We start from the raw sequence: 23,025 nt of genomic DNA on the forward strand, positions 1-23,025 counted from the left end.
AAGGCCCGCCCGACCATGTCCGACACTCGTCCCGATACGCTTTTCGCCCTCACCGCGCTCTCGCCCATCGACGGCCGCTACGCCAGCAAGACCGAAGCGCTGCGCGACTGGCTCTCCGAAGCCGCCTTCATGCGCCACCGCGTCACCGTCGAGGTGCACTGGCTGATCGCGCTGTCGCGCGCCGGCTTCGCGGAAGTCCCGCGCTTCTCCGACGCGTCCGAGCAGTTCCTGCTGCAGCTCGCCGAGCGCTTCACCGCGCACGACGCCGCGCGCATCAAGGAAATCGAGCGCGTGACGAACCACGACGTGAAGGCCGTCGAATACTGGCTGAAGGAATCGGTGAAGGGCCAGGCCGAACTCGAGAAGGCGAGCGAATTCATCCACTTCGCGTGCACGTCCGAGGACATCAACAACACGTCGCACGGGATGATGCTCGCCGGCGCGCGCGAACACGTGATCGTGCCGGCGCTGCGCACGGTCCACCAGCGCCTCGTCGCGCTCGCGCACGCGCACGCCGAACAGCCGATGCTGTCGCGCACGCACGGCCAGCCGGCCAGCCCGACGACGCTCGGCAAGGAACTCGCGAACGTCGCCGCGCGTCTCGCGCGTGCGATCGCCCGCATCGAGAAGGTCGAGATCCTCGGCAAGATGAACGGCGCGGTCGGCAACTTCAACGCGCACCTGTCCGCGTATCCGGAATTCGACTGGGAAGCGTTCTCGCGCGACGTGATCGAAAACCGCCTGAAGCTCACGTTCAACCCGTACACGATCCAGATCGAGCCGCACGACTACATGGCCGAGCTGTTCGACGCGGTCGCGCGCGCGAACACGATCCTGCTCGACCTCGACCGCGACGTGTGGGGCTACATCTCGGTCGGCTACTTCAAGCAGAAGACGAAGGCCGGCGAAATCGGCTCGTCGACGATGCCGCACAAGGTCAACCCGATCGACTTCGAGAACTCGGAAGGCAACCTCGGCCTCGCGAACGCGACGCTGCGCCACCTCGCCGACAAGCTGCCGGTGTCGCGCTGGCAGCGCGACCTGACCGACTCGACGGTGCTGCGCAACATGGGCGTCGCGCTCGGCTACTCGCTGCTCGCGTACGACTCGCTGATCCGCGGCCTCGACAAGCTCGAGGTGAACCCGCAGCGCCTGAACGAAGATCTCGACAACTGCTGGGAAGTGCTCGCCGAGCCGGTGCAGACGGTGATGCGCCGCTACGGCATCGAGAACCCGTACGAGCAGCTGAAGGAACTGACGCGCGGCAAGGGCATCACGCGCGAAGCGCTGCAGCAGTTCGTCGGCACGCTCGCGATCCCGCAGGACGCGAAGGACCGCCTGCTCGCGATGACGCCCGCGTCGTACATCGGCAAGGCCGTCGAACTCGCGAAGCGGATCGCGTAAGCGCCGCCTCCCCCGGACGAACGAAAGCCCGCTGCGAGCAATCGCAGCGGGCTTTTTCCTTTCAAGTGCTCAGAACGAAATCATCCGGCCCGGGTTGAGCGCGCTCATCACGCTCATCGCCGCTTTCGCAGCCGGGATCGCGATCGGCGACAACTGCCGCCCGAGCGGAATCTCGCGATGGTCGATGCCGGTCAGCATCGAGAAATCGTCGTTGCGGCCGACGAAATCGTCGCAGATCGCCTTGCCGATCCGCACCGTCTGCGCAACGCCGTGGCCGCTCCAGCCCTGCACCATGTACATCGGCACGCGGCTGTCGGTCTTGCGGCTGTCGGTGGCGCCGTTCAGCGTGAAGTCGCTGACGCCGCTCCAGCAGTAGTCGAGCGCGAAGCTGCCGTCGGCCTGCGGAAACACCGTGTTCAGCCGCGTCAGCAGATACGCGTTGACGTCGGGCTGCGCCCAGCAGCTGCCGGTGCCCTGCCCGCCGAACAGCAGCCGGTTGCCGCGCACCGGCCGGTAGTAGTCGATCTGGAACTGCGTGTCGTACACGGGCATGCCGGCCGGCATCAGCGTCGCGACATCGACGTCGAGCGGCGCCGTCACGCTCACGTACGTAAAGAACGGCACCGTTGTGGCCCCGCCGTCGTCGAGCAGCCGGAACGTGGTGTTGTGCAGCGCGAGCACGACGCCGCGGCGCGCGGTGATCGTGCCGCCCGGCGTCGTCGCGACGACGCCCGCAGGCGTTTCGTCGAGCTCGAGCACCTCGGTGCCCTCGAACAGCGCGCCGCCGTTCAGCCGGAAGCCGTGCACGAGGCCGCGCACGAGCGCGAGCGGATGGATCTGCCCGCCGATCGCGTCGATCGCCGCGCCGTGGTACAGCCCCGAGCGCACGTATTCGTCGTGCAGTTGATGGCGGCCGACGAGCGTCACGCCCGCGTCGCCGAGATGACGGCGCGCATCCGCACCGTCGAGCAGCGCGCTCATGTGGCCGGGGTGGACCGCCGCCGTGACGTGGCCGCGCTTGCGGTCGAGATCGAGCGCGTAACGCGCGCCGATCGCATCGATCAGGTCCATCGATTCGGTCGACGCGAAGCGCCACAGCCGCTTCGCATCGTCGTGCGACAGATGGTCGATCATGTCGGCCGCTTCCCAGCGCGCGAGGCCTGGCGTCAACTGCCCGCCGTTGCGGCCCGATGCGGCCGAGCCGACGTGATGCTTGTCGACGAGGATCGTGTCGACGCCCGCTTCCGCGAGATGCAGCGCGGCCGATGCGCCGAGCAGGCCCGCGCCGATGACGAGCACGTCGCACACGGCGTCGTGTGCGAGCGGCGCGCCGTTCGCGTGGCGCGACAGCGACGCCTCGTACCAGTTGGCCGGGCGCTCGCCGTCGTAGCGGGCCGGGTTGCACCAGTTCCAGTTGTCTTTCTCGATGTTCAGTTGCGTTTGCTCGAAACGCGATTCGCCCTGGATCAGGGGTTGGTGATTGGAAGTCATGATTGCACTTGCATGGTCTTGGGCCGCCTGTCGAAGCCTTCTGGCTTTGCGTGTGGGGCAGCCGGTTCCACATGGGTGTCAACGAGAAAAGGGGCGCGATGGCCCGTGTTGACGGCGGACACGCTCGTGCCGCCTGGATCCCGGACTGTGCGAAAGCACGCATTGAAAGGTGCCGGGACACCCAATTTCTACATCGCAGAAATAATTCTACAGTGTAGAATAAGCTTTCGTCAAGTTTACGGCCGGATCCGCTCCGGCCGCCAGCCCGCATCGATGAAAGACAAACCCGCCCAGGGCCCGCGCGGCCTCGACAAGGACGCGATCGTCGCGGCCGCGCTCGCGCTGCTCGAAGACGTCGGCGAAGCCGCATTCAGCGTACGCAAGCTCGCGCAGTCGGTCGGCTGCGACCCGATGAGCGTGCTGTATCACTTCAAGTCGAAGGACGGCCTGAGCCGCGCGATCGCGAACGCGCTGTCGCGCTCGCTCGTGCCGGTCGACGACACGCTGCCGTGGCGCGAACGGCTGCGCGATCTCGCGCGCCAGTACCGCGCGCTCGCGCTGCGCCACCCGGCCGCGTTCGCGCTGCTGCAGCGCCACATGAGCACGGGGCCGGCCGATCTCGCGCACATCGAGGCCGTGCACCGTGCGCTGGTCGACGCCGGCATCCCGCGCGCGGCGCTGCCGTCGGTGTGCGTCGGCTGGTATGCGAGCGTAATCGGGCTCGCCGCCGCCGAGGCCGGCGGCCTCACGCGGCCCGCGAACGACGTGGAGCTGGCGGAAATGAACGCGCTGTCGGACACCGCGCATCCGCTCGTCAGGTCGGCCGCCCCGCTCTATGCGCAGCTCGATCCGGAGATCGTGCACGACACGATGCTCGACGTGCTGCTCGACGGCATCGCGAAGCGCGCGCACGCGGCCTGACCGGCTGGCGCGCCGCCAACGAAAAAGGCGCCCCGAAGGGCGCCTTTTTCATCACGATTGCCGCGAATCGCGCTCAGTGCTGCTGCGCGAGACCGATCTTCACCATCACCTGATCGACGATCTGTTCGGGCGTCAGCTCGATGCTGACCACGATCGCTTCGTCCGGGCCCGGCTCCTCGAGCGTGTCGAGCTGGCTCTTCAGCAGCGACGGATCGAAGAAATGGCCGGTGCGGGTCTTCAGGCGCTCGCGCAAGACGTCGAACGAACCCTGCAGATACACGAACCGCACGTCGGTGTCGGTGCCGCGCAGCACGTCGCGGTACGAACGCTTCAGCGACGAGCACGTGAACACGGCCGTCTCGCCCGCGCGCTGCTTTTCCTCGATGGCCTCGCGGATCGAGCGCAGCCACGGCCAGCGGTCGTCGTCGGTGAGCGGAATGCCGTGGTGCATCTTTTCCTTGTTCGCCGCGCTGTGAAACGCGTCGCCGTCGGTATAGCTGCACGACAGGCGTTCCGCCAGCATTTCGCCGATTCGCGACTTGCCCGCGCCCGACACGCCCATTGCGATCAGAATCATTGACTACCCCTTGTTACAAAACCATGCTCAGCAGCAGCGTGAAGCTCAGGCCGAGCACCGAGATGATCGTTTCGAGCAGCGTCCACGTCTTGAACGTCTGGCCGACCGTCATCCCGAAATATTCCTTGATCAGCCAGAAGCCGCCGTCGTTCACGTGCGAGAAGATCAGCGAGCCCGAGCCCGTCGCGAGCACCAGCAGTTCCGGACGGACTGCCGCCCCCGATGCCGCCGCGATCGGTGCGACGATGCCGCAGGCGGTCGTCATCGCGACCGTCGCCGAGCCCGTGGCCAGACGAATCAGCGCGGCGACGAACCAGCCGAGCAGCAGCGGCGACAGGTGCGCCTGCGTGGCCGTTGCGACGATCTGCTGCGAGATCCCGCTATCACGCAGGATACCGCCAAAGCCGCCGCCCGCGCCGACGATCAGCGTGATCCCGGCGATCGGTGCCAGGCACTCGCCGCAGAACTTCTGGATCTGGTCGCGGTTGAAGCCCTGCAGCTTGCCGAACGTGAAGAAGCTCACGAGCACGGCGATCAGCAGCGCGACGTCCGAGTTGCCGGCAAAGCGCAGCAGGTTGTTCGGCAGCGTCTTCGGCGCGAAGACCAGGTCGGCCCAGCTGCCGACCAGCATCAGGATCACCGGCAGCAGGATCGTGAACAGCGTGATGCCGAAGCCCGGCAGCTCGCGCTTCTTGCCTTCGGTGTGCGTATCGACGAATTGCGCGGCGAGCGGGTTGTTCTCCGGCAGCTTCACGAACTTCGAGATCGTCAGCGCGAACAGCGGGCCCGCGACGATCGCGGTCGGCACGCCGACGATCAGGCCGAATGCGATCGTCTTGCCGATATCGGCGCCGTACTGCTGGACCGCGAGCAGCGCGGCCGGGTGCGGCGGGATCAGCCCGTGCACGACCGACAGGCCGGCCACCATCGGCAGGCCGACGACGAGCAGCGACTTGCCGGTGCGCTTCGCGACGTTGAACGCGATCGGGATCAGCAGCACGAAGCCGACTTCGAAGAACACCGGCAGGCCGACGATGATCGCGACGAACATCATCGCCCAGTGGATGTTCTTTTCACCGAACCAGTCGATCAGCGTGGTCGCGATCCGTTCGGCGCCGCCCGATTCGGCCATCATCTTGCCGAGCATCGTGCCGAGGCCGACGACGATCGCGATGTGGCCGAGCGTATTGCCGTTGCCCGTCTCGAACGACTTGACGATCTTGTCCATCGGCATCCCGACCACTAGGCCGAGGCCGAGCGACACGATGATGAGCACCAGGAACGGATAGATCTTGAACCGCGCGATCATCACGATCAACGCCACGATCGCGATCACGGTATAGATGAGCAGCATGCTGCCTTGGACAGCCCCCATGTGGACTCCTCCTTGGGATTATTCGAACCGGGCGGATCGTTGCGAGTATGCCCGGCTATGCAGGTCTCCGAAACAGCGGGGAGACCCCCACCGTCAGGACGCTGAATTTTACTTATCTTTGCGGTTCGCGGATAGAACCGGTTCCATCAGCAAAAACCCTCGGTAAAACAAGCACTAAGCGCTTGTCTTCCGAGGGTCAAACCGTCATTCCGTACAAATCTTAACGGGGCAGCTGGCTCGCAGCTTGCGCGAGGCGCGTGACTTCGGCCCAGTCCTGCGCGGCGAGCGCCGCCTTCGGCGTGAGCCATGAGCCGCCGACGCACACGACGTTCGGCAGCTTCAGGAAATTCGGCGCGGTGTCGACCGTGATGCCGCCCGTCGGGCAGAACTTCAGCGCAGGGAACGGGCCGTGGAACGCCTGCAGCATCGGCACGCCGCCCGCCTGCTGCGCGGGGAAGAACTTCACGATCTCGTAGCCGAATTCGAGCGCCTGGATGATGTCGCTCGGCGTCATCACGCCCGGCAGCAGCGGCAGGCCCGCGTCGAGCGACGCGAGGTGCAGGTCCTTCGTCAGGCCCGGCGACACGCCGAACTTCGCGCCCGCGCGCTTCGCCTGCGCGCAGTGCTCGGGCTTCGTGATCGTGCCGACGCCGACGACGATGTCGTCCGCGAGCTGGCTCGCGCGCTGGATCGCCTCCAGGCCGGCCGGCGTGCGCAGCGTGATCTCGAGCACCTTCACGCCGCCCGCGTGCAACGCGCGCGACACGTGCTCGCCCTGCTCGACCGAGTCGAATGCGAGCACCGGAATGACCGGGCCCAGCTTCACGATTTCAGCAATCGTCTTCATCAAATTCGCTCCTTGAAATTCATGCGTCGACGCGGACGGCCGCTTCGCCGACCAGCGTCCCGAAAACCGATGCGCCCTGCTCGGCCGGCGCCGCGGCCGCGCGGAACACGCCGAACAGTTCGCGCCCGAAACCGACCTCGTTCTCGGCCTGGTGCAGCGGCTGCGCGACCGGGCGCGCGTGCCACTCGGCGTCGTCGACCTCGATGTCGAGCACGCCGGCTTCCGCGTCGATCACGAGCGTGTCGCCCGTCTTCACCTTGCCGAGCGGGCCGGCCAGCAGCGCTTCCGGCGACACGTGGATCACGGCCGGCACCTTGCCCGACGCGCCCGACATGCGGCCGTCGGTCACCAGCGCGACGTGGAAGCCCTGATCCTGCAGCACGCCGAGCAGCGGCGTCAAACGGTGCAGCTCGGGCATCCCGTTCGCGCGCGCACCCTGGAAGCGCACGACCGCGACGAAATCGCGCTTCAGCTCGCCGCGATCGAACGCTTCCTGCACGGCTTCCTGCGAATCGAACACGATCGCGGGCGCCGTCACCTTGCGGTGCTCGGGCGCGACCGCCGAAATCTTGATCACGCCGCGGCCGAGCCGGCCCTGCATCAGGCGCAGGCCGCCGTCCGGCTGGAACGGGTCGCGGATGCCGCGCAGCACCTTCGTGTCGTGGCTCTCGGCCGCGCCGTCGACCCACGTGAGCTTGCCGTCGATCAGCTTCGGCTCCTTCGTATAGTGCGACAGCCCCTTGCCGGCAACTGTCGTCACGTCCTCGTGCAGCAGCCCGCCTTCGAGCAGGTTGCGCACCAGGAATGCGACGCCGCCCGCCGCGTGGAAGTGGTTCACGTCGGCCTTGCCGTTCGGGTAGATCTTCGCGAGCAGCGGCACGACGGCCGACAGTTCGTCGAAATCGTTCCAGTCGATCAGGATGCCGGCCGCGCGCGCGATCGCGACGAGGTGCAGCGTGTGGTTGGTCGAGCCGCCCGTCGCGAGCAGCGCGACGATCCCGTTGACGATCGCCTTCTCGTCGATCACATGGCCGATCGGCGTGTAACGGCCGCGCTCGACGGTCAGGTCGAGCACGCGGCGCGCGGCCTCGGCCGTCAGCGCGGTGCGCAGCGGCGTGTGCGGATGGACGAACGCCGAACCCGGCAGGTGCAGGCCCATCAGCTCCATCAGCATCTGGTTGCTGTTCGCGGTGCCGTAGAACGTGCAGGTGCCGTGGCCGTGATACGCGGCCGATTCGGCTTCGAGCAGCGCGTCGCGACCGACCTGGCCGGTCGCGAACTGCTGGCGGATCTTCGCCTTGTCGTCGTTCGACAGGCCGCTCGTCATCGGGCCGGCCGGCACGAAAATGGTCGGCAGGTGGCCGAACTGCAGCGCGCCGATCAGGAGGCCCGGCACGATCTTGTCGCAGATGCCGAGGCAGAGCGCCGCGTCGAACATGTTGTGCGTGAGCGCGATCGACGTGCCCATCGCGATCGCCTCGCGCGAGAACAGCGACAGCTCCATCCCCGGGTTGCCCTGCGTGACGCCGTCGCACATCGCCGGCACGCCGCCCGCGAACTGCGCGACACCGCCGTTCTCGCGCGCGGCGGCCTTGATGATGTCGGGGAAATCCTTGTACGGCGCGTGCGCGGACAGCATCTCGTTGTACGAGGACACGATGCCGATGTTCGGCTCGCGAATCGTCTTGATCGCGAACTTGTCGCTGCCCTCGAGGCCCGCAAAGCCGTGCGCGAGGTTCGCGCAGGACAGCGCGCCGCGCGCCGGGAACTTGCCCTGCGCGCCGTCGATGCGGTGCAGATAGGCGGAACGGGTCGATTGGCTGCGAGCGATCACGCGTTCGGTGACCTTCGCCAGAGTGGGGTGCAGCGACGTCATGCTGGGCGCTCCTGTATGCCGGCCGACACCGGCGGTTGGAATCGTGGGGACGGTCGAATGCATCGACTGAACGAAGCCAGTCTAGTAGAAAAACTACAAGCATGCAATGCAGATCGATTCGCGCGCAACCCTCGTTCCCGCCACCAGCATGGCTTTGATCAGTAAAAACCCTAATTACCCCCACCATCATCGCGCCGCAAGCACTGCAATAACGCTAGCATTTCAATGTAGATTTTCTACAATTTGATTGCGATACACTGCTCATCCGAACCCGATTTCCAGCCACTGCCCCATGCTGCCTCGCATTGAAGCGATCCGCGCCGAGCTGCGCCCGTCCGAGCGCAAGCTCGCCGACTACATCCTCGCCGCGCCGCGCGAGGTGCTCGATCTCGCGATGACCGAGCTGTCGACGCGCGCGGGCGTCAGCCAGCCGACGATCGCGCGCTTCTGCCAGGCGCTCGGCTGCAGCGGCTTTCGCGAATTCAAGATCCGGCTCGCGCAGAGCGTCGCGCCGGGCGTGTCGTCGGTGTATCGCGACGTCGAGCCCGACGAACCGGCGCCCGGCATCATCGGCAAGGTGTTCGACCGCACGATCGGCGCGCTGATCGAGGTGCGCAACAGCCTGTCCGCGGGCAGCGTCGCCGATGCGATCGCGCTGCTGTCGAACGCGTCGCGCATCGAGTTCTACGGCGCCGGCGGCTCGGGCATCGCCGCGCAGGACATCCAGCACAAGTTCTTCCGGCTCGGCGTGCCGAGCGTTGCGTATTCGGATCCGCACACGTTCTCGATGTCGTCGGCGCTGCTCGGGCCGCACGATGTCGTCGTCGCGATCTCGAACACCGGCCGCACGCGCGACATCGTCGACGCCGCGCGCTCCGCGCTCGCGTGCGGCGCGAAAGTCGTCGCGATCACGCAGAGCCATTCGCCGCTCGCGAAGCTCGCGACGGTGAGCCTCGCGTCGAACGTCGCCGAGGAAACGGACGTGTTCTCGCCGATGACGTCGCGGATGTCGCATCTCGCGATCGGCGACATCCTCGCGGTCGGCGTCGCGCTGTCGCGCGGCCCCGCGCTGATGGAACGGGTCGGCCGCGCGAAGGAAGCGATCACGCGCCGCCGAATCGACGACGGCGCGAAGGATTGAACAGGCGCCACACGGAAACAGTGCGTAAACGAACAACGGCACCCCAAGGGGCGCCGTTGCGCATGGATCGGGCCGGCAGCCTCGCCGGCCGCACCGCTCAAAACGGCTTGATCACGACCAGAGCGACCGCCGCGAGCATGCCGAGCACCGGCAGCTCGTTGAACACGCGGTACCACTTGTCGGTGCGGCGGTTCTCGCCGCGCTCGAACACCCGCAGCAGGTGCCCGCAGTATGCGTGATAGACGATGAGCAGCAGCACGACCGTCACCTTCGCATGGATCCAGCCCTGCCCCTGGCCGATGCCGATCGCGAGCCAGAGCCATAGCCCGCAGGCCAGCGCCGGCACCGCGATCATCGTCATGAAGCGGAACAGCTTGCGCGCCATCAGCAGCAGGCGTCGAACGGCGGCCGGATCGGTTTCCATGGCCAGGTTCACGTAGATGCGCGGCAGGTAGAACAGCCCCGCGAACCACGCGGCGATCAGAACGATATGGAACGTCTTGATCCAGAGCATTGCCATCGGTTGTGCGCCTCGCTTTACTGGCGGCCTTCGCCGTGTCCGAGCACGACGTACTTCAGCGACGTCAGCCCTTCCAGGCCCACGGGGCCGCGTGCGTGCAGCTTGTCGTTCGAGATGCCGATTTCCGCGCCGAGACCGAATTCGAAGCCGTCCGCGAAGCGCGTCGACGCGTTGACCATCACGCTCGCCGAATCGACCTCGCGCAGGAAACGCATCGCGCGGTCGTGATCCTCGGTGACGATCGCATCCGTGTGATGCGAGCCGTATTGGTTGATGTGCTCGATTGCGGCGTCGAGGCCGTCGACCACCTTGATCGCGAGCACCGGCGCGAGATATTCGGTGTGCCAGTCTTCCTCGGTCGCGTCGACGAGCGGGCCGACGCCCGCGTCGGCGAGCACCGCGCGCGCGGCCGCATCGACGCGCAGCTCGACCTGCTTGTCGTGATACAGCCTGCCGAGCGGCGGCAGCAGCTTCGCCGCGATGCCGCTCGCGACGAGCAGCGTCTCCATCGTGTTGCAGGTGCCGTAGCGGTGCGTCTTCGCGTTGTCGCAGACGGTCAGCGCCTTGTCGAGATCGGCGCGATCGTCGACGTACACGTGACAGATGCCGTCGAGGTGCTTGATCATCGGCACGCGCGCCTCGTTGATCAGGCGCTCGATCAGGCTCTTGCCGCCGCGCGGCACGATCACGTCGACGTATTCGGTCATCGTGATCAGCTTGCCGACCGCCGCGCGATCGGCCGTCGCGACGACCTGCACCGCGTCCTGCGGCAAGCCGGCCGCCGCGAGCCCTTCGCCGATCAGCTTCGCGAGCGCCGTGTTCGATTCGAGCGCTTCGGAGCCGCCGCGCAGGATCGTCGCGTTGCCCGACTTCAGGCACAGCGCGGCCGCGTCGATCGTCACGTTCGGGCGCGACTCGTAGATGATGCCGATCACGCCGAGCGGCACGCGCATCTGGCCAACCTGGATCCCGCTCGGGCGGTACTTGAGGTTGCCGATCTCGCCGATCGGATCGGCCAGCGACGCAACCTGGCGCAGGCCTTCGACCATCGTATTCAACGCGTTGTCCGACAGCGTCAGGCGGTCGACGAACGCCGCATCGAGCCCTTTTTCACGGGCGCGGGCGACGTCGCGCGCATTCGCGTCCTTCAGCGTCTGCGCGTCGCGTTCGATCGCGCGGGCCACGGCGTCGAGCGCCGCGTTCTTCGCGGCCGTGCTGGCGCGCGCCATCGCGCGGGAAGCGTGCCGGGCGCGACGGCCCAGGTCGGTCATGTACTGATCGATATCCATCGTGTGACTCGAGAAGCAAGCCGCGCCGGGCGGCATGAATTCGTGGGGAAGCGAGGGGACGGCCATCCGTGGGGCGGCCATCCGTGGGGCGGCCATCCGCGGGTGGCCATCCGTGGGGCGCGGCAACCGGAAGGCCGCGCCGCGGATGGCCGCCCCGGCTTTCGAAGCATTGTAAGCGGGTTGCGCAGCGCGCGCTGAAGGCCCGAACGGGACTTAGCGTCGCACGCGACCCGCGGTCGGCGGTCGCTCGCCGCGCGCGCCCGCGACCGTCATCGCGAGCTGGAACAGCCCGTCCCACGGATCGGGCGGCGGTTGATCCTGCGTGCGGCGGCCCGGCACGACGGCCGTGAGCCCCTTGACCTGCCGGTCGAGCTGCGCGGCGAATGCGAGCGCCTTCTCCAGCACGGGTTCCGACACGCGGTTCAGCGCGGGGCCGATCAGCCGCTCGCGCGGGCCCCACACGCGGTTCTCGCGCAACAGCGTCGCCAGCGGCTTGCCGGCGGTCGCGCCGCGCTTGATCCGCAGCAGCGTGCGCAACTCCTCGACGACGGCCCACATCACGAGCACGATCGCCTCGCCCTCGCCCTTCAGCCCGTCGATCATCCGCGCGAGCCGTGCGGCGTCGCCGGCGAGCATCGCCTCGTTCAGCTTGAACACGTCGTAGCGCGCGACGTTCAGCACCGCATCGTGCACCTGCTCGAACGACAGCGCGCCCTGCGGATACAGCAGCCCGAGCTTCTGGATTTCCTGGTGCGCGGCGAGCAGGTTGCCTTCGACGCGCTCCGCGATGAACTGCAGCGCGCGCCGCCCGTCGTCGCCGGCCGCGACGCGCTGGCCCTGCATCGACAGGCGCAGGCCGATCCAGTTCGGCAGTTGCGCGCGGTCGACCGGATCGATCTTCAGCGCGACGCCGCCGTTCTGCAGCGCGGTAAACCACGCGGATTTCTGCGTGGCCGCATCGAGACGCGGCAGCGTGACGAGCATCAGCGCATCGGGATTGGCGGTGGCCGCGAGCGTCTTCAGCGCATCGGCGCCTTCCTTGCCGGGCTTGCCCGACGGAATGCGCAGCTCGATCAGCTGGCGCTCGCCGAACAGCGACATCGCCTGGGTCGCGCCGAGCAGCACGCTCCAGTCGAAGCCGCGCTCGACCGTATGCACCGAACGCTCGGTGAAGCCAGCCGCGCGCGCGGCCGCACGAATGCGGTCGCATGCTTCCTGCGCGAGCAGCGGCTCGTCGCCGTAGACGGTATAGAGCCCGGCCAACCCCTTCGCGAGGTGCGGCTCCAGCGCATCAAGTCGCAATTGCATCGGTGCGTGCGCCGTCGATCAGAGCGGCGGCGGCGGCAGCGGCGCGCGCGGCGCGACGCCCGGCACCACGTCCTCCGGCGCCGGCGTCAGCGAGTGGACGATCGCGAGACGCCGCATCAACTGGTCGACCGCATCGTTCTGCATGTCGCCGTACAGGATGTCGGCTTCCTGCGCCTTCGCGTTCGTGTACTGGTCGCTGTACGTCATCGCGCGGTTCAGCGCGATCGCGCTCGGCGGGATCAGCACGGTGCCGTCCTTGCTCGTCAGCGTGTAGTTCAGCGTATAGAACAGCGCGTACTCCTGTGCCGAGCCGTACTTGTTGAGCGTCAGCGTGTTCTGGCCACGCGACTCCCACATGCGCAGCACGGCGTCGGCGTCGTCCGCCGACTTGACGATCTTCGTGTCGCTGCCGGCCTCGACGAGGCGCGTGAGCCGCGCCTCGACGGGCGCCGGCGCGCCGGCCACCAGCAGGTGCTTGAACGCATAGTCCTGCTGGCCCCGCAACTGGAAGCCGCATGCCGACAGCGCAACCGCGCTGCCGACGAGCATCAAAAACGATCTGCGGATCACCTTCGCTCCTTCTGGGTACGTCCGACGGCCGGCGGCCGTCAGACGACGATGTTCACGAGGCGGCCCGGCACGACGACGATCTTCTTCGCCGGCTTGCCGTCGCTGAACTTCGCGAACGCGTCGTCGGCCACCGCCGCGGCTTCGATCGCCTCGCGGCTCGCGTCCTTCGCGACCTTCAACGCGCCGCGCACCTTGCCGTTCACCTGCAGCACGAGTTCGATCTCGGCCTGCTCGAGCGCGGCTTCGTCGACCTTCGGCCACGGTGCATCGAGCAGCGGGCCGAATTCGTCCGCGTAGCCGAGCGCCTTCCACAGCTCGAACGTGACGTGCGGCACGACCGGGTACAGCACGCGCAGCAGCACGCCGTACGTTTCGCGCAGCACGCCGGGCGTCGCGCCCTTCGCGCCGTCGACCGCGTTCAGCATCTTCATCGCGGCCGACACGACCGTGTTGTACTGCAGGCGCTGGTAGTCGAAATCGGCCTGCTTCAGCACGCTGTAGATCTCGCGGCGCAGCGCCTTGTCGGCTTCGCCGAGCGCGGCCGCATCGAAGCCCGCGCGCGCGGCGAGCGCTTCGCGGTTCGCGTAACCGAAGCTCCACACGCGGCGCAGGAAGCGGCTCGCGCCCTCGACGCCGGCGCCCGACCACTCGAGCTGCTGCTCGGGCGGTGCGGCGAACATCGTGAACAGGCGCGCGGTATCGGCGCCGTACAGGTCGATCAGCACCTGCGGATCGACACCGTTGTTCTTCGACTTCGACATCTTCTCGATGCCGCCGAGCACGACCGGCTGGCCGTCCGTGTTCAACGTCGCGCCGACCGGGCGGCCCTTGTCGTCGTGCGTGACCGTCACGTCGGCCGGGTTGTACCAGGTCTTCTTGCCCGATGCGTCTTCGCGGTAGAACGTCTCGTTCAGCACCATCCCCTGCGTGAGCAGGTTCTTCGCCGGCTCGCCGAACTTCACGAGGCCGAGGTCGCGCATCACCTTGGTCCAGAAGCGCGAATACAGCAGGTGCAGGATCGCGTGCTCGATGCCGCCGATGTATTGATCCATCGGCATCCAGTAGTCGGTGCGTGCGTCGACCATCGTCTCGGCGTCCGGCGCCGTGTAGCGCGAGAAGTACCACGACGAATCGACGAAGGTATCCATCGTGTCGGTTTCGCGCTTCGCGGCCGCGCCGCACTTCGGGCACGTGCAGTTCAGGAACGCTTCCGACTTCGCGAGCGGATTGCCCGAGCCGTCCGGCACGAGGTCTTCCGGCAGCACGACGGGCAGATCCTTCTCCGGCACCGGCACGTCGCCGCACGACGGGCAGTGGATGATCGGGATCGGCGTGCCCCAGTAGCGCTGGCGCGATACGCCCCAGTCGCGCAAGCGCCACGTGACCTGCTTGTCGCCGAAGCCGCCGGCCTTCAGGTCGGCCGCGATCGCGTCGACCGCCGCGCCGTATGCGAGGCCGTCGTACTTGCCGCTGTTGACGCAGGCCGCGACTTCCTTGTCGCCGTACCACTCCTGCCACGCGTCGAGCGAGTACGTCTGGCCTTCGGCCGCGATCACCTGCTTGATCGGCAGGTCGTATTTCTTCGCGAACGCGAAGTCGCGCTCGTCGTGCGCGGGCACGCCCATCACCGCGCCTTCGCCATAGCTCATCAGCACGTAGTTGCCGATCCACACCTCGACGGGCTCGCCCGTCAGCGGATGCGTGACCGAGAAGCCCGTCGCGACGCCCTTCTTCTCCATCGTCGCGACGTCGGCCTCGGCGACGCCGCCGCGCTTGCATTCGTCGATGAACGCCAGCAGTTCGGGCTTGTCCTGTGCAAGGCGCGTGGCGAGCGGGTGCTCGGCCGCGACCGCGCAGAACGTGACGCCCATGATCGTGTCGGCGCGCGTCGTGAACACGCGCAGCAGCTTCTTCTCGCCGTCGAGTTCGTACGGGAAGCCGAAGTTCACGCCGAAGCTCTTGCCGATCCAGTTCTGCTGCATGATCTTCACGCGCTCGGGCCAGCCGAGGCCGTCGAGATCGTTCAGCAGCTCATCCGCGTACTGCGTGATCCGCAGGTAGTACATCGGGATCTCGCGCTTTTCGACGAGCGCGCCCGAACGCCAGCCGCGGCCGTCGATCACCTGCTCGTTCGCGAGCACGGTCTGGTCGACCGGATCCCAGTTCACGGTGCCCGTCTTCTTGTACGCGATGCCCTTCTCGAGCATCTTCAGGAACAGCCACTGGTTCCACTTGTAGTAGTCGGGCTTGCACGTTGCGATCTCGCGCGACCAGTCGATCGCGAGGCCCATCGACTGCATCTGGCCCTTCATGTAGTCGATGTTGTCGTAGGTCCACTTCGCGGGCGGCACGCCGTTCGCCATCGCGGCGTTCTCGGCCGGCATCCCGAACGCGTCCCAGCCCATCGGCATCAGCGTGTTGTAGCCGTTCATCCGCAGATAGCGGTACATCACGTCGTTGATCGTGTAGTTGCGCACGTGACCCATGTGCAGCTTGCCAGACGGGTACGGCAGCATCGACACGCAGTAGAACTTCGGCTTCTGCGAATCTTCCTTCGTCTTGTAGGCATCGGCTGCGCGCCAGTCGCCCTGGGCGGCGGCTTCGACGTCGGCGGGTACGTATCTCTCGTGCATGGTGTGGTTCGGACTAGGCTTTAAGCGGCGCGACGGCTCGCGCGCAGGAGTGGATCGAAATTCGTGCTTGCCCGGCGGACCTGCAGGTTCGCTGTTGCCGGACCTGTTCACGGTTTCCGGGTATTTTCCGGGTAACCCGCAGCATGCCCGGGTAGCCTGGAAAATTCCGGGTTACCTTGAAAAAGCCTGCCAACCGGGAAAAACGATGATTATACCGCCCGCGCCGGCCCGTACGGCCGGTCTCGCAGCGGTCGGCCGATCCCGCGGCGGGCGTGGACCGGCCGGAAGATCCGCTCAGCGGTTCGCCGGCACGGCAGACGGCGCGGCGGAACCGCCCGCCTGCGGCGGCACGTCGGTCACGAAGCCGATCCGCGTGAGGCCCGCGGCCTGCGCGGCACCCATCACCTGCGCGATCACGTCGTAGCGCGTCGCGCGCGACGCACGCAGCCGCAGCTCGGGCGGCGCGCCGCCCGCGGCGGCGGCCCGGAAGCGCGCGGGCAGCGCGTCGAGCGCAACCGGCGCGTCGTCCCAGTACAGCTTGCCCGCGTCGTCGATCGACAGCGTGACGGATTGCGGCGTGTCGCGCGCGACGCTGGCCGCGACCTTCGGCAGGTCGAGCCGGATCGCGTGCGTCATCAGCGGCGCGGTAATGATGAAGATGACGAGCAGCACCAGCATCACGTCGATCAGCGGCGTCATGTTGATCTCCGCCATCGGCGCGGAGGTCTTGTGGTGCTCGAGTCCGCCGAAAGCCATGGTCGTTCCTCCCGGGCCGGCGCGTCAGGCGCCCTGCGCGCACACGAACACGTGCAGGTCGCGCGCGAAGCCGTCGAGTTCCTCGGCGAGCTGCCGCACGAGCCGCCCGAGGATGTTGTAGGCCAGCACGGCCGGAATCGCGACGACGAGCCCGAACGCGGTCATGATCAGCGCCTCGCCGACCGGCCCCGCGACGTTCTCGATCTGCGCCTGCCCGCTCGCGGCGATGCTGCCGAGCGCGTGGTAGATGCCCCACACGGTGCCGAGCAGCCCGACGAACGGCGCGGTGCTGCCGATCGACGCGAGCAGCACCTGGCCGAATTCGAGACGCCGCTGCGAGCGCAGCATCGCGTGGCGCAACGCGCGCAGCACGCGTTCGCCGCGCTCGACGCGCGCGGCCAGCGCAGCCGGATCGTGATCGTCGGCCGCATCGCGCGCGGCTTCGGCGAGCGGCACGAACACGCGCTCGCGATCGGCGCCGGCGAGCGCGGCGATGCCCGCGTCGAGCGACGGCGCTCGCCAGAACGCGGCGAGCGCGCGCGGCCCCTGCCGCTTCGCGCGGACCAGCAGCCAGGCTTTCATGAAGAGGAAGCACCAGCTGGCGACGGACATCGCCAGCAGCACATAGGCAACGGCATGCGTGATCGCATCGCCGCTTTCGAGGTAGTGGACAACGCCGGTGGGAATCGCCATCGGAGTTTCCCCGTTGGGTGTCAGCGCAGGCCGAGCACGTCCTGCATGTCGAACAGGCCGGCGCCGCGCGCCGACAGGAAGCGGACCGCGCGCAGCGCGCCCTGCGCGTACGACACGCGGCTCGACGACTTGTGCGTGATCTCGATGCGCTCGCCGATCCCGGCGAACAGCACGGTGTGATCGCCGACGATGTCGCCGCCGCGCACCGCGGCAAAGCCGATCGACGACGGATCGCGTTCGCCCGTCACGCCGTGGCGGCCGTACACCGCGCAATCGTCGAGCGAGCGCCCGAGCGCGCCGGCGACGGCTTCGCCCATCATCAGCGCGGTGCCCGACGGCGCATCGACCTTGTGGCGGTGATGCGCCTCGATGATCTCGATGTCGTAGCCGTGCGAGAAATGCTTGGCCGCGAATTCGAGCAGCTTCAGCGTGACGTTCACGCCGACGCTCATGTTCGCTGCGAACACGATGCCGATCTTGCCCGCGGCGGCCTGCAGTTCGGCCTTCTGCTCGGCGGTGAAGCCGGTCGTGCCGATCACGAGCTTCACGTCGTGGCGCAGCGCGGCCTCGACGTGCGCGATCGTGCCTTCCGGGCGCGTGAAATCGATCAGGTAGTCGGCCTGCGCGAACACGGCGTCGAGGTCGTCGGTCAGCTTGATCCCGGTTTCCTTGCCGAGGAACGCGCCGGCGTCCTGGCCGAGGAACGGCGAATCGGCGCGGTCGAGCGCGCCGACGAGCTGTGCGTCGGGATCGTTGAGAACGGCTTCGATCAGCATCCGGCCCATTCGGCCCGATGCGCCGGCAATCGCAATCTTCATGGCTTTCTACACGACAGGTCTAAAGGCGGGCGGCGCAAGCCGCCCCGTTTCCGCACGCCGGCCGCTTACTGCGACTGGGCCGGCGCGGTGAGCGGCTGGTTCTGCAGCGTGTCCGAGCCTTGCGGGCCGACCGGCGGCGACGCCTCGCTCGACGCGTTCGGCTGCGGCGGACGATGGAACTGGAACTGCGGCTGGATCGCCGGCACCGCGCCCGGCGGCTGGCCGCCCGGCACCGGCGCACCGGCGGCAGCCTGCGCGGCCGGCGCGAAGCGGCGCGCGTTCGAGCCCTGACCCGATACCTGGTTGGTCGCGCGGTTCGCCGCGCGGGCGGCCTGCGCGTTCGCATCCTGGTCGACCACCGCGCCGGACGCCGGCACGGCGGACGGGCTGGCGACAGCCTCCGGCGCCGGCGCGCTCGCCGCTTGTGCAGCGCGCGCGGCAGCCGCCTCGGAAGCGGCCTTCGCCGCCGCGGCCGCCTTCGCCTTCTTGCCGCCGCGGTCGCCGTCGATGTCGGCCAGCAGGTCGAGCTCGGACGGCAGGTTCTCGGCGCCGGTCCAGCCCGCGAGGCGATCGCCCGAGAAGGTCACGACGAGATCGCGCTGCTGGACGATCGATGTCGAGCCGCGCTTGAAGTAGAAGAGGTAATCCCAGCGGTCGGCGTGGAACATGTCCGCCAGCAGCGGCGTGCCGAGCAACGCGCGCACCTGCTCGCGCGTCATGCCGACCTGCAGTTGTGCGGCCTTCTCCTGCGACACGAAGTTGCCCTGCACGACGGTGATCCGATAGGGCGTGATGCTCTGCGCGATGCGCTGCGTCACGCTGTCGTACGACGAACAACCAGCCAGCGCCGCAACGGCGGCGGCAGCGATGATGGCACTCCGCATGCGACTCCTCTGAAAGTGCGAAAGCGTTTCTGGGATCATTTCCTTCACCGTGCTGGCCTGCGTCGCAGGCCGCGCGTGTATCTGGAACGGCGAAAAGCCGGTAACATTGAAGCCCTGCATTGTACTCTAGGGATGCCTAGCCATGACCAATCCGACGGATCTCAAGAATATCGGGCTAAAGGCCACCCTACCGCGCCTCAAGATTCTCGAGATCTTCCAGCAGAGCCCCGTGCGCCACCTGACGGCGGAAGACGTCTACCGGAACCTGCTCAACGAGCAGCTCGACATCGGGCTCGCCACCGTCTACCGCGTGCTGACGCAGTTCGAGCAGGCCGGCCTGCTCACGCGCAGCAACTTCGAATCCGGCAAGGCCGTGTTCGAACTGAACGAAGGCTCGCACCACGACCACCTCGTGTGCCTCGATTGCGGCCGCGTCGAGGAATTCTTCGACGCCGAGATCGAAGGCCGCCAGCAGGCGATCGCAAAGGAGCGCGGCTTCCGGCTCCAGGAGCACTCGCTCGCGATGTACGGTTCCTGCACGACCGAGAACTGCCCGCACCGCAAGCACTGAATCGCGCCACCCGCGCACGAAGCACGGCCCGGCCGGCATCTCGCCGCCCGGGCCGTGTTCTTTTCGGGATCATGCTCCGCGCCGCGCGCGTGCCGGCTCGAAAATCTTACGAAAGCCCTTCGGCGCGCACGAAACCGGCGCCGGGAACCGGACGCCTGCCGCGCGCCGCGTCAGGCCGTGCTCGTGCAGGCCGGCTCGAACTCGAGCGCCCACGCACGATCGAGCGGGATCTCGTCGCAGTTCGGCTGCGGCCCGCCGCGATCGACGATCACGAAATCGCTGACCGCGTCGAGCGCGAGCAGCGGATGGTGCCAGACGCCCTTCGCATAGTTCACGCCCTGCCAGCCTTCGGCCAGGAACGCGCGCATCGCGTCGGGCCGGAATTCGCCGGCCGGCGCGACGACGATCGCATAGCGCGACACGGCCGCGAGCGGGATGAACGCCTGGCTGCCGTGCGGATGGCGCTCCATCAGCGTGACCGCGACCGGCAGCGCGCGCGGCTGCGCGCGAAACACGCTGACGAGCGGCCGGCCGCCGTCCGCGCAGACGTCGATCGTCGCGAGATCGTGGAAGCGCTCGGTCGTGCCGCCGTTGATCGGGAAATGCCGTGCGCCCTCGAGCGCGATCACGTCGCCGAACGGCGCGAACGCTTCGCGGGTCAGGCGCTCGACGCGCAGGATATGGGGTCCGCTCATGCCGTCGCCCTCCTTCAAGCCGGCTCGCCCCACAGACGCAGGCGCGACACGCCACCGTCCGGGAAGATGTTGAAACGCACGTGCGTGACGGGGCCGAGCGCCGCGAGCTGGTCGAACGTATGCACGTGGTCCATCGACAGCTTCTGCTCGCCGAGCAATTCGGCCCAGAACATCGCCTGCGTGACCAGCGAATCGTCGGTGCCGCCCGCGACCTGCGCGGCCTGCAGCGAGCAGCGGTCGGGGAAGTTGCCCTTGAAGAACGCCGTATCGACCTCGACGCGCCGGATGATGCCCGGCCGCGCGAGCGCGACGATCGCCCAGTCGTTGCCGGGCTCGCGGCGGCGCCGCGTTTCCCAGCCGTCGCCCATGTTCGCGCCGCGCCCCGGCATCAGCATCTGCGATGCCGGGCCGAAGTGCTGGTTGTTCGCGGCCACCAGATAACCGCCGTTCTCGATCGCGGCAAGATCGACGAGTTCGCCGGCCGGCACATGGCGCCAGTCGCGCTGCGGCTGGCCGTACACGCGCAGCCGCGCGAGCCCGCCGTCCGGATACAGGTTCACGCGCAGGTGCGTGACCGGCTGCGCGTCGTCGACGCTCACGTAGTGATGCGAATTGCCCTGCAGCGTCGTCGCGGGAACGATCGTGCGCCATTCGGTGTCGTCGGGCGGCGTGTCGCCGTCGGCGACGCACGCCTCGATCGACGCAGCCGGCGGGAAGTTGCCGGTGAAGTGGCTCGTATCGAGATCGACGCCGAAAATCACGCCCGGCCGCGCGAGCCGCACCACGCAGAAGTCGTGGCCGGTCGTGCGCTTGCGGCGCGTTTCCCAGCCGTCCATCCACTTGCCGTGGTCGTCGTACTTGCCGGGGATGAACACGGCCGGCTCGGGATTCAGCATGCGCTCTTTCGGCGCGAAGAATTCGTCGCTCGCAAACAATGCCTGCGCACCGAGGCGCGGGTCGGCGAGGTTCATGTAGCGCCGCGTGAAGGCCGGCGCGTTCGGATCGAGGATGGGGGCTGCCATGTCGTCTCCTGTCGATGGGAGTTAGTGCTTTAGCACTTACTCCCATCCCATGCTTCGCGGTCGATGGGAGTTGGCGCTTCAGCGCTTACTCCCGTCCCATGCAAAGCAATTTCTGATTAAGTTCCGGCGCATCGAGGCGCCGGCCGCATGTAAATCGATCGCGCGGGTCAACCGGGGGCGAAGGTGCCCCGCGCGGCGCTCAGAGCGCGTGGGCCTGGTCGCCGGCGACCGGCGCCGCGCGGCCTTCCTCTTCGGCCGGTACGTAGCGCAGCTCGCGGTTCAGCACGCGCTTCGCGCGGACCTTGTCGATATCGTTCTCCCATACCGCGACGACGATCGTCGCGACGCAGTTGCCGATCAGGTTGGTCAGCGCGCGGGCGATGCCGACGAACCAGTCGACCGGCAGGATCAGCACGAGGCCGAGCACCGGAATCGCCGGGATCGCCGACAGCGTCGCCGCGAGGATCACGATCGCCGAACCGGGAATCCCGTGCGCGCCCTTCGACGTGACGAGCGACACGAGCAGCACCACGATCAGGTCATGCGTCGACAGCGGCGTGTTGGTGGCCTGCGCGATGAACAGCACGGCGAGCGTCAGGTAGATCGAGAAGCCGTCGAGGTTGAACGAATAGCCGGTCGGGATCACAAGGCCGACCGTCGAATCCTTGACGCCCATGTATTCGAGCTTGCGCATCACCTGCGGCAGCACCGCATCCGACGATGCCGTGCCGAGCACGATCGACAGTTCCTCGCGCAGGTAGCGGATCAGCTTGAACACCGAGAAGCCCGCGAGCCGCATCACGATGCCGAGCACCACCGTGACGAACACGAAGCAGCTCAGGTAGAACACCGCGACCAGGTAGCCGAGCTGCTTGAGCGACGCGACGCCGTACTTGCCGGTCGTGAACGCGATCGCGCCGAGCACGCCGAGCGGCGCGAGCTTGATGATGAAGCCGATGATCCGGAAGAACACGTGCGACAGTTCCTCGATCAGCGAGTTGACGCGCTGCGCCTTGTCGCCGAGCAGCGACAGCGCGGAGCCGAACAGCACCGCGAACACGAGGATCTGCAGGATGTCGCCCTTCGCGAACGCGTCGATCGCGGTGTCGGGGATGATCTTCATCAGGTAGCCGGCGGTGTCCTTCAGGCTTTCGGCGTTCTTCGCGTACGACGCGAGCGACGACGCGTCGAGCGAATGCAGGTCGATGTTCATCCCGACGCCCGGGCGCGTGACCCACGCGAGCACGAGGCCGATGCCGAGCGCGAGCGTCGTCATGATCTCGAAGTAGATGACGGCCTTCAGGCCGACCCGGCCGACCTTCTTCAGGTCGCCCGCGTTGGCCATCCCGCTGACCACCACGCAGAACACGATCGGGCCGATGACCATCTTGATGAGCTTCAGGAAGCCATCGCCGAGCGGTCGCAACGACTCGGCGAAATGCGGGAAGAACGCGCCGAGCGCGACCCCCAGGATCAATGCGACGACTACCCGGCCAAACAGCGAATTGAGGAATTTCGACACGGCGCTCTCCCGATCCAACGGTTGCAGTTTCGTCTGTTCATACTGGTAAGACCAGTGATGTTATGGTGGATAGTAGGAAGCCGATATAGTGACGTCAAGCACGGACAAAATA

21 protein-coding genes are annotated in these 23,025 nt (G+C 67.5%); 4 read left to right on the forward strand and 17 right to left on the reverse strand.

Features of this window, described 5'->3' with window-relative positions; genetic code table 11:
* Positions 1 to 15: 15 nt before the first annotated feature.
* Entirely contained in the window at positions 16 to 1,404 is a 1,389-nt protein-coding gene (gene purB / locus BT264_RS03700; RefSeq protein WP_072436325.1) for an adenylosuccinate lyase, read from the forward strand.
* Between the two features lie 69 nt (positions 1,405 to 1,473).
* Here purB and BT264_RS03705 read toward each other — a convergent pair whose 3' ends face one another.
* Positions 1,474 to 2,895, reverse strand: coding sequence for an NAD(P)/FAD-dependent oxidoreductase (locus BT264_RS03705; RefSeq protein WP_072436326.1), 1,422 nt, complete (start codon positions 2,893 to 2,895; stop codon positions 1,474 to 1,476).
* Between the two features lie 273 nt (positions 2,896 to 3,168).
* On the opposite strand from BT264_RS03705, the gene BT264_RS03710 reads away from it, so the two are divergent.
* A complete protein-coding gene (locus BT264_RS03710) occupies positions 3,169 to 3,816 on the forward strand; it encodes a TetR/AcrR family transcriptional regulator (protein ID WP_072436327.1) in 648 nt (215 codons plus the stop codon).
* A 73-nt stretch (positions 3,817 to 3,889) separates the two neighbouring features.
* Here the strand turns inward: BT264_RS03710 and BT264_RS03715 are convergent, their stop codons facing one another.
* The 4 genes from BT264_RS03715 to edd form a co-directional block, all read right to left on the reverse strand.
* Positions 3,890 to 4,393: a gluconokinase gene (locus BT264_RS03715; protein ID WP_072436328.1), complete on the reverse strand. Its 504-nt coding sequence runs from the start codon at positions 4,391 to 4,393 to the stop codon at positions 3,890 to 3,892.
* A 13-nt stretch (positions 4,394 to 4,406) separates the two neighbouring features.
* Positions 4,407 to 5,768, reverse strand: a complete 1,362-nt coding sequence (locus BT264_RS03720) for a GntP family permease (RefSeq protein WP_034182722.1) — start codon at positions 5,766 to 5,768, stop codon at positions 4,407 to 4,409.
* Between the two features lie 220 nt (positions 5,769 to 5,988).
* Entirely contained in the window at positions 5,989 to 6,615 is a 627-nt protein-coding gene (eda, locus tag BT264_RS03730; RefSeq protein ID WP_034186432.1) for a bifunctional 4-hydroxy-2-oxoglutarate aldolase/2-dehydro-3-deoxy-phosphogluconate aldolase, read from the reverse strand.
* Positions 6,616 to 6,634: 19 nt separating this feature from the next.
* A complete protein-coding gene (edd, locus tag BT264_RS03735) occupies positions 6,635 to 8,491 on the reverse strand; it encodes a phosphogluconate dehydratase (protein WP_072436330.1) in 1,857 nt (618 codons plus the stop codon).
* A 292-nt stretch (positions 8,492 to 8,783) separates the two neighbouring features.
* On the opposite strand from edd, the gene BT264_RS03740 reads away from it, so the two are divergent.
* The gene (locus BT264_RS03740) at positions 8,784 to 9,632 is read left to right on the forward strand and encodes a MurR/RpiR family transcriptional regulator (protein ID WP_011350936.1); all 849 of its coding nucleotides are present in this window, start codon (positions 8,784 to 8,786) and stop codon (positions 9,630 to 9,632) included.
* A gap of 97 nt (positions 9,633 to 9,729) precedes the next feature.
* Here the strand turns inward: BT264_RS03740 and BT264_RS03745 are convergent, their stop codons facing one another.
* The 9 genes from BT264_RS03745 to BT264_RS03785 all read right to left on the reverse strand — a co-directional run bounded on the left by BT264_RS03745 (position 9,730) and on the right by BT264_RS03785 (position 19,103).
* A complete protein-coding gene (locus BT264_RS03745) occupies positions 9,730 to 10,152 on the reverse strand; it encodes a CopD family protein (RefSeq protein WP_110281316.1) in 423 nt (140 codons plus the stop codon).
* A gap of 17 nt (positions 10,153 to 10,169) precedes the next feature.
* Complete coding sequence (locus BT264_RS03750) at positions 10,170 to 11,441, reverse strand: glutamate-5-semialdehyde dehydrogenase (protein ID WP_072436331.1); 1,272 nt, start codon at positions 11,439 to 11,441, stop codon at positions 10,170 to 10,172.
* A 213-nt stretch (positions 11,442 to 11,654) separates the two neighbouring features.
* Positions 11,655 to 12,749, reverse strand: a complete 1,095-nt coding sequence (holA, locus tag BT264_RS03755) for a DNA polymerase III subunit delta (protein ID WP_072436332.1) — start codon at positions 12,747 to 12,749, stop codon at positions 11,655 to 11,657.
* 18 nt (positions 12,750 to 12,767) lie between these two features.
* Positions 12,768 to 13,319, reverse strand: coding sequence for an LPS-assembly lipoprotein LptE (gene lptE, locus BT264_RS03760; protein WP_034182717.1), 552 nt, complete (start codon positions 13,317 to 13,319; stop codon positions 12,768 to 12,770).
* A 38-nt stretch (positions 13,320 to 13,357) separates the two neighbouring features.
* Positions 13,358 to 15,952 carry a leucine--tRNA ligase gene (gene leuS, locus BT264_RS03765; protein ID WP_034182716.1) on the reverse strand — a complete coding sequence of 865 codons (2,595 nt, stop codon included), beginning with the start codon at positions 15,950 to 15,952 and terminating at the stop codon, positions 13,358 to 13,360.
* A 294-nt stretch (positions 15,953 to 16,246) separates the two neighbouring features.
* Positions 16,247 to 16,708, reverse strand: coding sequence for an ExbD/TolR family protein (locus BT264_RS03770; protein WP_072436333.1), 462 nt, complete (start codon positions 16,706 to 16,708; stop codon positions 16,247 to 16,249).
* A gap of 24 nt (positions 16,709 to 16,732) precedes the next feature.
* On the reverse strand, positions 16,733 to 17,401 hold the full coding sequence (locus BT264_RS03775) for a MotA/TolQ/ExbB proton channel family protein (protein WP_059581034.1): 669 nt from the start codon (positions 17,399 to 17,401) through the stop codon (positions 16,733 to 16,735).
* Between the two features lie 20 nt (positions 17,402 to 17,421).
* A complete protein-coding gene (gene dapB / locus BT264_RS03780; RefSeq protein ID WP_034182713.1) occupies positions 17,422 to 18,219 on the reverse strand; it encodes a 4-hydroxy-tetrahydrodipicolinate reductase in 798 nt (265 codons plus the stop codon).
* A 65-nt stretch (positions 18,220 to 18,284) separates the two neighbouring features.
* A complete protein-coding gene (locus BT264_RS03785) occupies positions 18,285 to 19,103 on the reverse strand; it encodes an outer membrane protein assembly factor BamE (RefSeq protein WP_072436334.1) in 819 nt (272 codons plus the stop codon).
* Between the two features lie 142 nt (positions 19,104 to 19,245).
* On the opposite strand from BT264_RS03785, the gene fur reads away from it, so the two are divergent.
* A complete protein-coding gene (gene fur / locus BT264_RS03790) occupies positions 19,246 to 19,674 on the forward strand; it encodes a ferric iron uptake transcriptional regulator (RefSeq protein WP_011350926.1) in 429 nt (142 codons plus the stop codon).
* 170 nt (positions 19,675 to 19,844) lie between these two features.
* On the opposite strand, the gene BT264_RS03795 is transcribed toward fur, so the two are convergent.
* From BT264_RS03795 to BT264_RS03805, 3 genes are all read right to left on the reverse strand, one after another.
* The gene (locus tag BT264_RS03795) at positions 19,845 to 20,369 is read right to left on the reverse strand and encodes an ureidoglycolate lyase (protein WP_072436443.1); all 525 of its coding nucleotides are present in this window, start codon (positions 20,367 to 20,369) and stop codon (positions 19,845 to 19,847) included.
* 14 nt (positions 20,370 to 20,383) lie between these two features.
* Complete coding sequence (gene alc, locus BT264_RS03800) at positions 20,384 to 21,391, reverse strand: allantoicase (protein WP_072436335.1); 1,008 nt, start codon at positions 21,389 to 21,391, stop codon at positions 20,384 to 20,386.
* 199 nt (positions 21,392 to 21,590) lie between these two features.
* Positions 21,591 to 22,913, reverse strand: a complete 1,323-nt coding sequence (locus BT264_RS03805; RefSeq protein WP_072436336.1) for a C4-dicarboxylate transporter DctA — start codon at positions 22,911 to 22,913, stop codon at positions 21,591 to 21,593.
* Between the last annotated feature and the right edge of the window lie 112 nt (positions 22,914 to 23,025).

Origin of the sequence: Burkholderia sp. NFPP32, from assembly GCF_900119325.1 — a bacterium.
Lineage (GTDB): Bacteria > Pseudomonadota > Gammaproteobacteria > Burkholderiales > Burkholderiaceae > Burkholderia > Burkholderia pyrrocinia_C.

Excerpts from the sequence above, each read along its gene's own strand:
- purB (WP_072436325.1), top strand. The coding sequence starts at position 16 with ATGTCCGACACTCGTCCCGATACGCTTTTCGCCCTCACCGCGCTCTCG.
- BT264_RS03795 (WP_072436443.1), bottom strand. The coding sequence starts at position 20,369 with ATGAGCGGACCCCATATCCTGCGCGTCGAGCGCCTGACCCGCGAAGCG.
- alc (WP_072436335.1), bottom strand. The coding sequence starts at position 21,391 with ATGGCAGCCCCCATCCTCGATCCGAACGCGCCGGCCTTCACGCGGCGC.
- BT264_RS03705 (WP_072436326.1), bottom strand. The coding sequence starts at position 2,895 with ATGACTTCCAATCACCAACCCCTGATCCAGGGCGAATCGCGTTTCGAG.
- BT264_RS03775 (WP_059581034.1), bottom strand. The coding sequence starts at position 17,401 with ATGGCGATTCCCACCGGCGTTGTCCACTACCTCGAAAGCGGCGATGCG.
- BT264_RS03785 (WP_072436334.1), bottom strand. The coding sequence starts at position 19,103 with ATGCGGAGTGCCATCATCGCTGCCGCCGCCGTTGCGGCGCTGGCTGGT.
- edd (WP_072436330.1), bottom strand. The coding sequence starts at position 8,491 with ATGACGTCGCTGCACCCCACTCTGGCGAAGGTCACCGAACGCGTGATC.
- eda (WP_034186432.1), bottom strand. The coding sequence starts at position 6,615 with ATGAAGACGATTGCTGAAATCGTGAAGCTGGGCCCGGTCATTCCGGTG.
- BT264_RS03750 (WP_072436331.1), bottom strand. The coding sequence starts at position 11,441 with ATGGATATCGATCAGTACATGACCGACCTGGGCCGTCGCGCCCGGCAC.
- BT264_RS03720 (WP_034182722.1), bottom strand. The coding sequence starts at position 5,768 with ATGGGGGCTGTCCAAGGCAGCATGCTGCTCATCTATACCGTGATCGCG.
- BT264_RS03715 (WP_072436328.1), bottom strand. The coding sequence starts at position 4,393 with ATGATTCTGATCGCAATGGGCGTGTCGGGCGCGGGCAAGTCGCGAATC.
- BT264_RS03710 (WP_072436327.1), top strand. The coding sequence starts at position 3,169 with ATGAAAGACAAACCCGCCCAGGGCCCGCGCGGCCTCGACAAGGACGCG.
- BT264_RS03770 (WP_072436333.1), bottom strand. The coding sequence starts at position 16,708 with ATGGCTTTCGGCGGACTCGAGCACCACAAGACCTCCGCGCCGATGGCG.
- dapB (WP_034182713.1), bottom strand. The coding sequence starts at position 18,219 with ATGAAGATTGCGATTGCCGGCGCATCGGGCCGAATGGGCCGGATGCTG.
- BT264_RS03740 (WP_011350936.1), top strand. The coding sequence starts at position 8,784 with ATGCTGCCTCGCATTGAAGCGATCCGCGCCGAGCTGCGCCCGTCCGAG.
- holA (WP_072436332.1), bottom strand. The coding sequence starts at position 12,749 with ATGCAATTGCGACTTGATGCGCTGGAGCCGCACCTCGCGAAGGGGTTG.
- fur (WP_011350926.1), top strand. The coding sequence starts at position 19,246 with ATGACCAATCCGACGGATCTCAAGAATATCGGGCTAAAGGCCACCCTA.
- BT264_RS03745 (WP_110281316.1), bottom strand. The coding sequence starts at position 10,152 with ATGGCAATGCTCTGGATCAAGACGTTCCATATCGTTCTGATCGCCGCG.
- leuS (WP_034182716.1), bottom strand. The coding sequence starts at position 15,952 with ATGCACGAGAGATACGTACCCGCCGACGTCGAAGCCGCCGCCCAGGGC.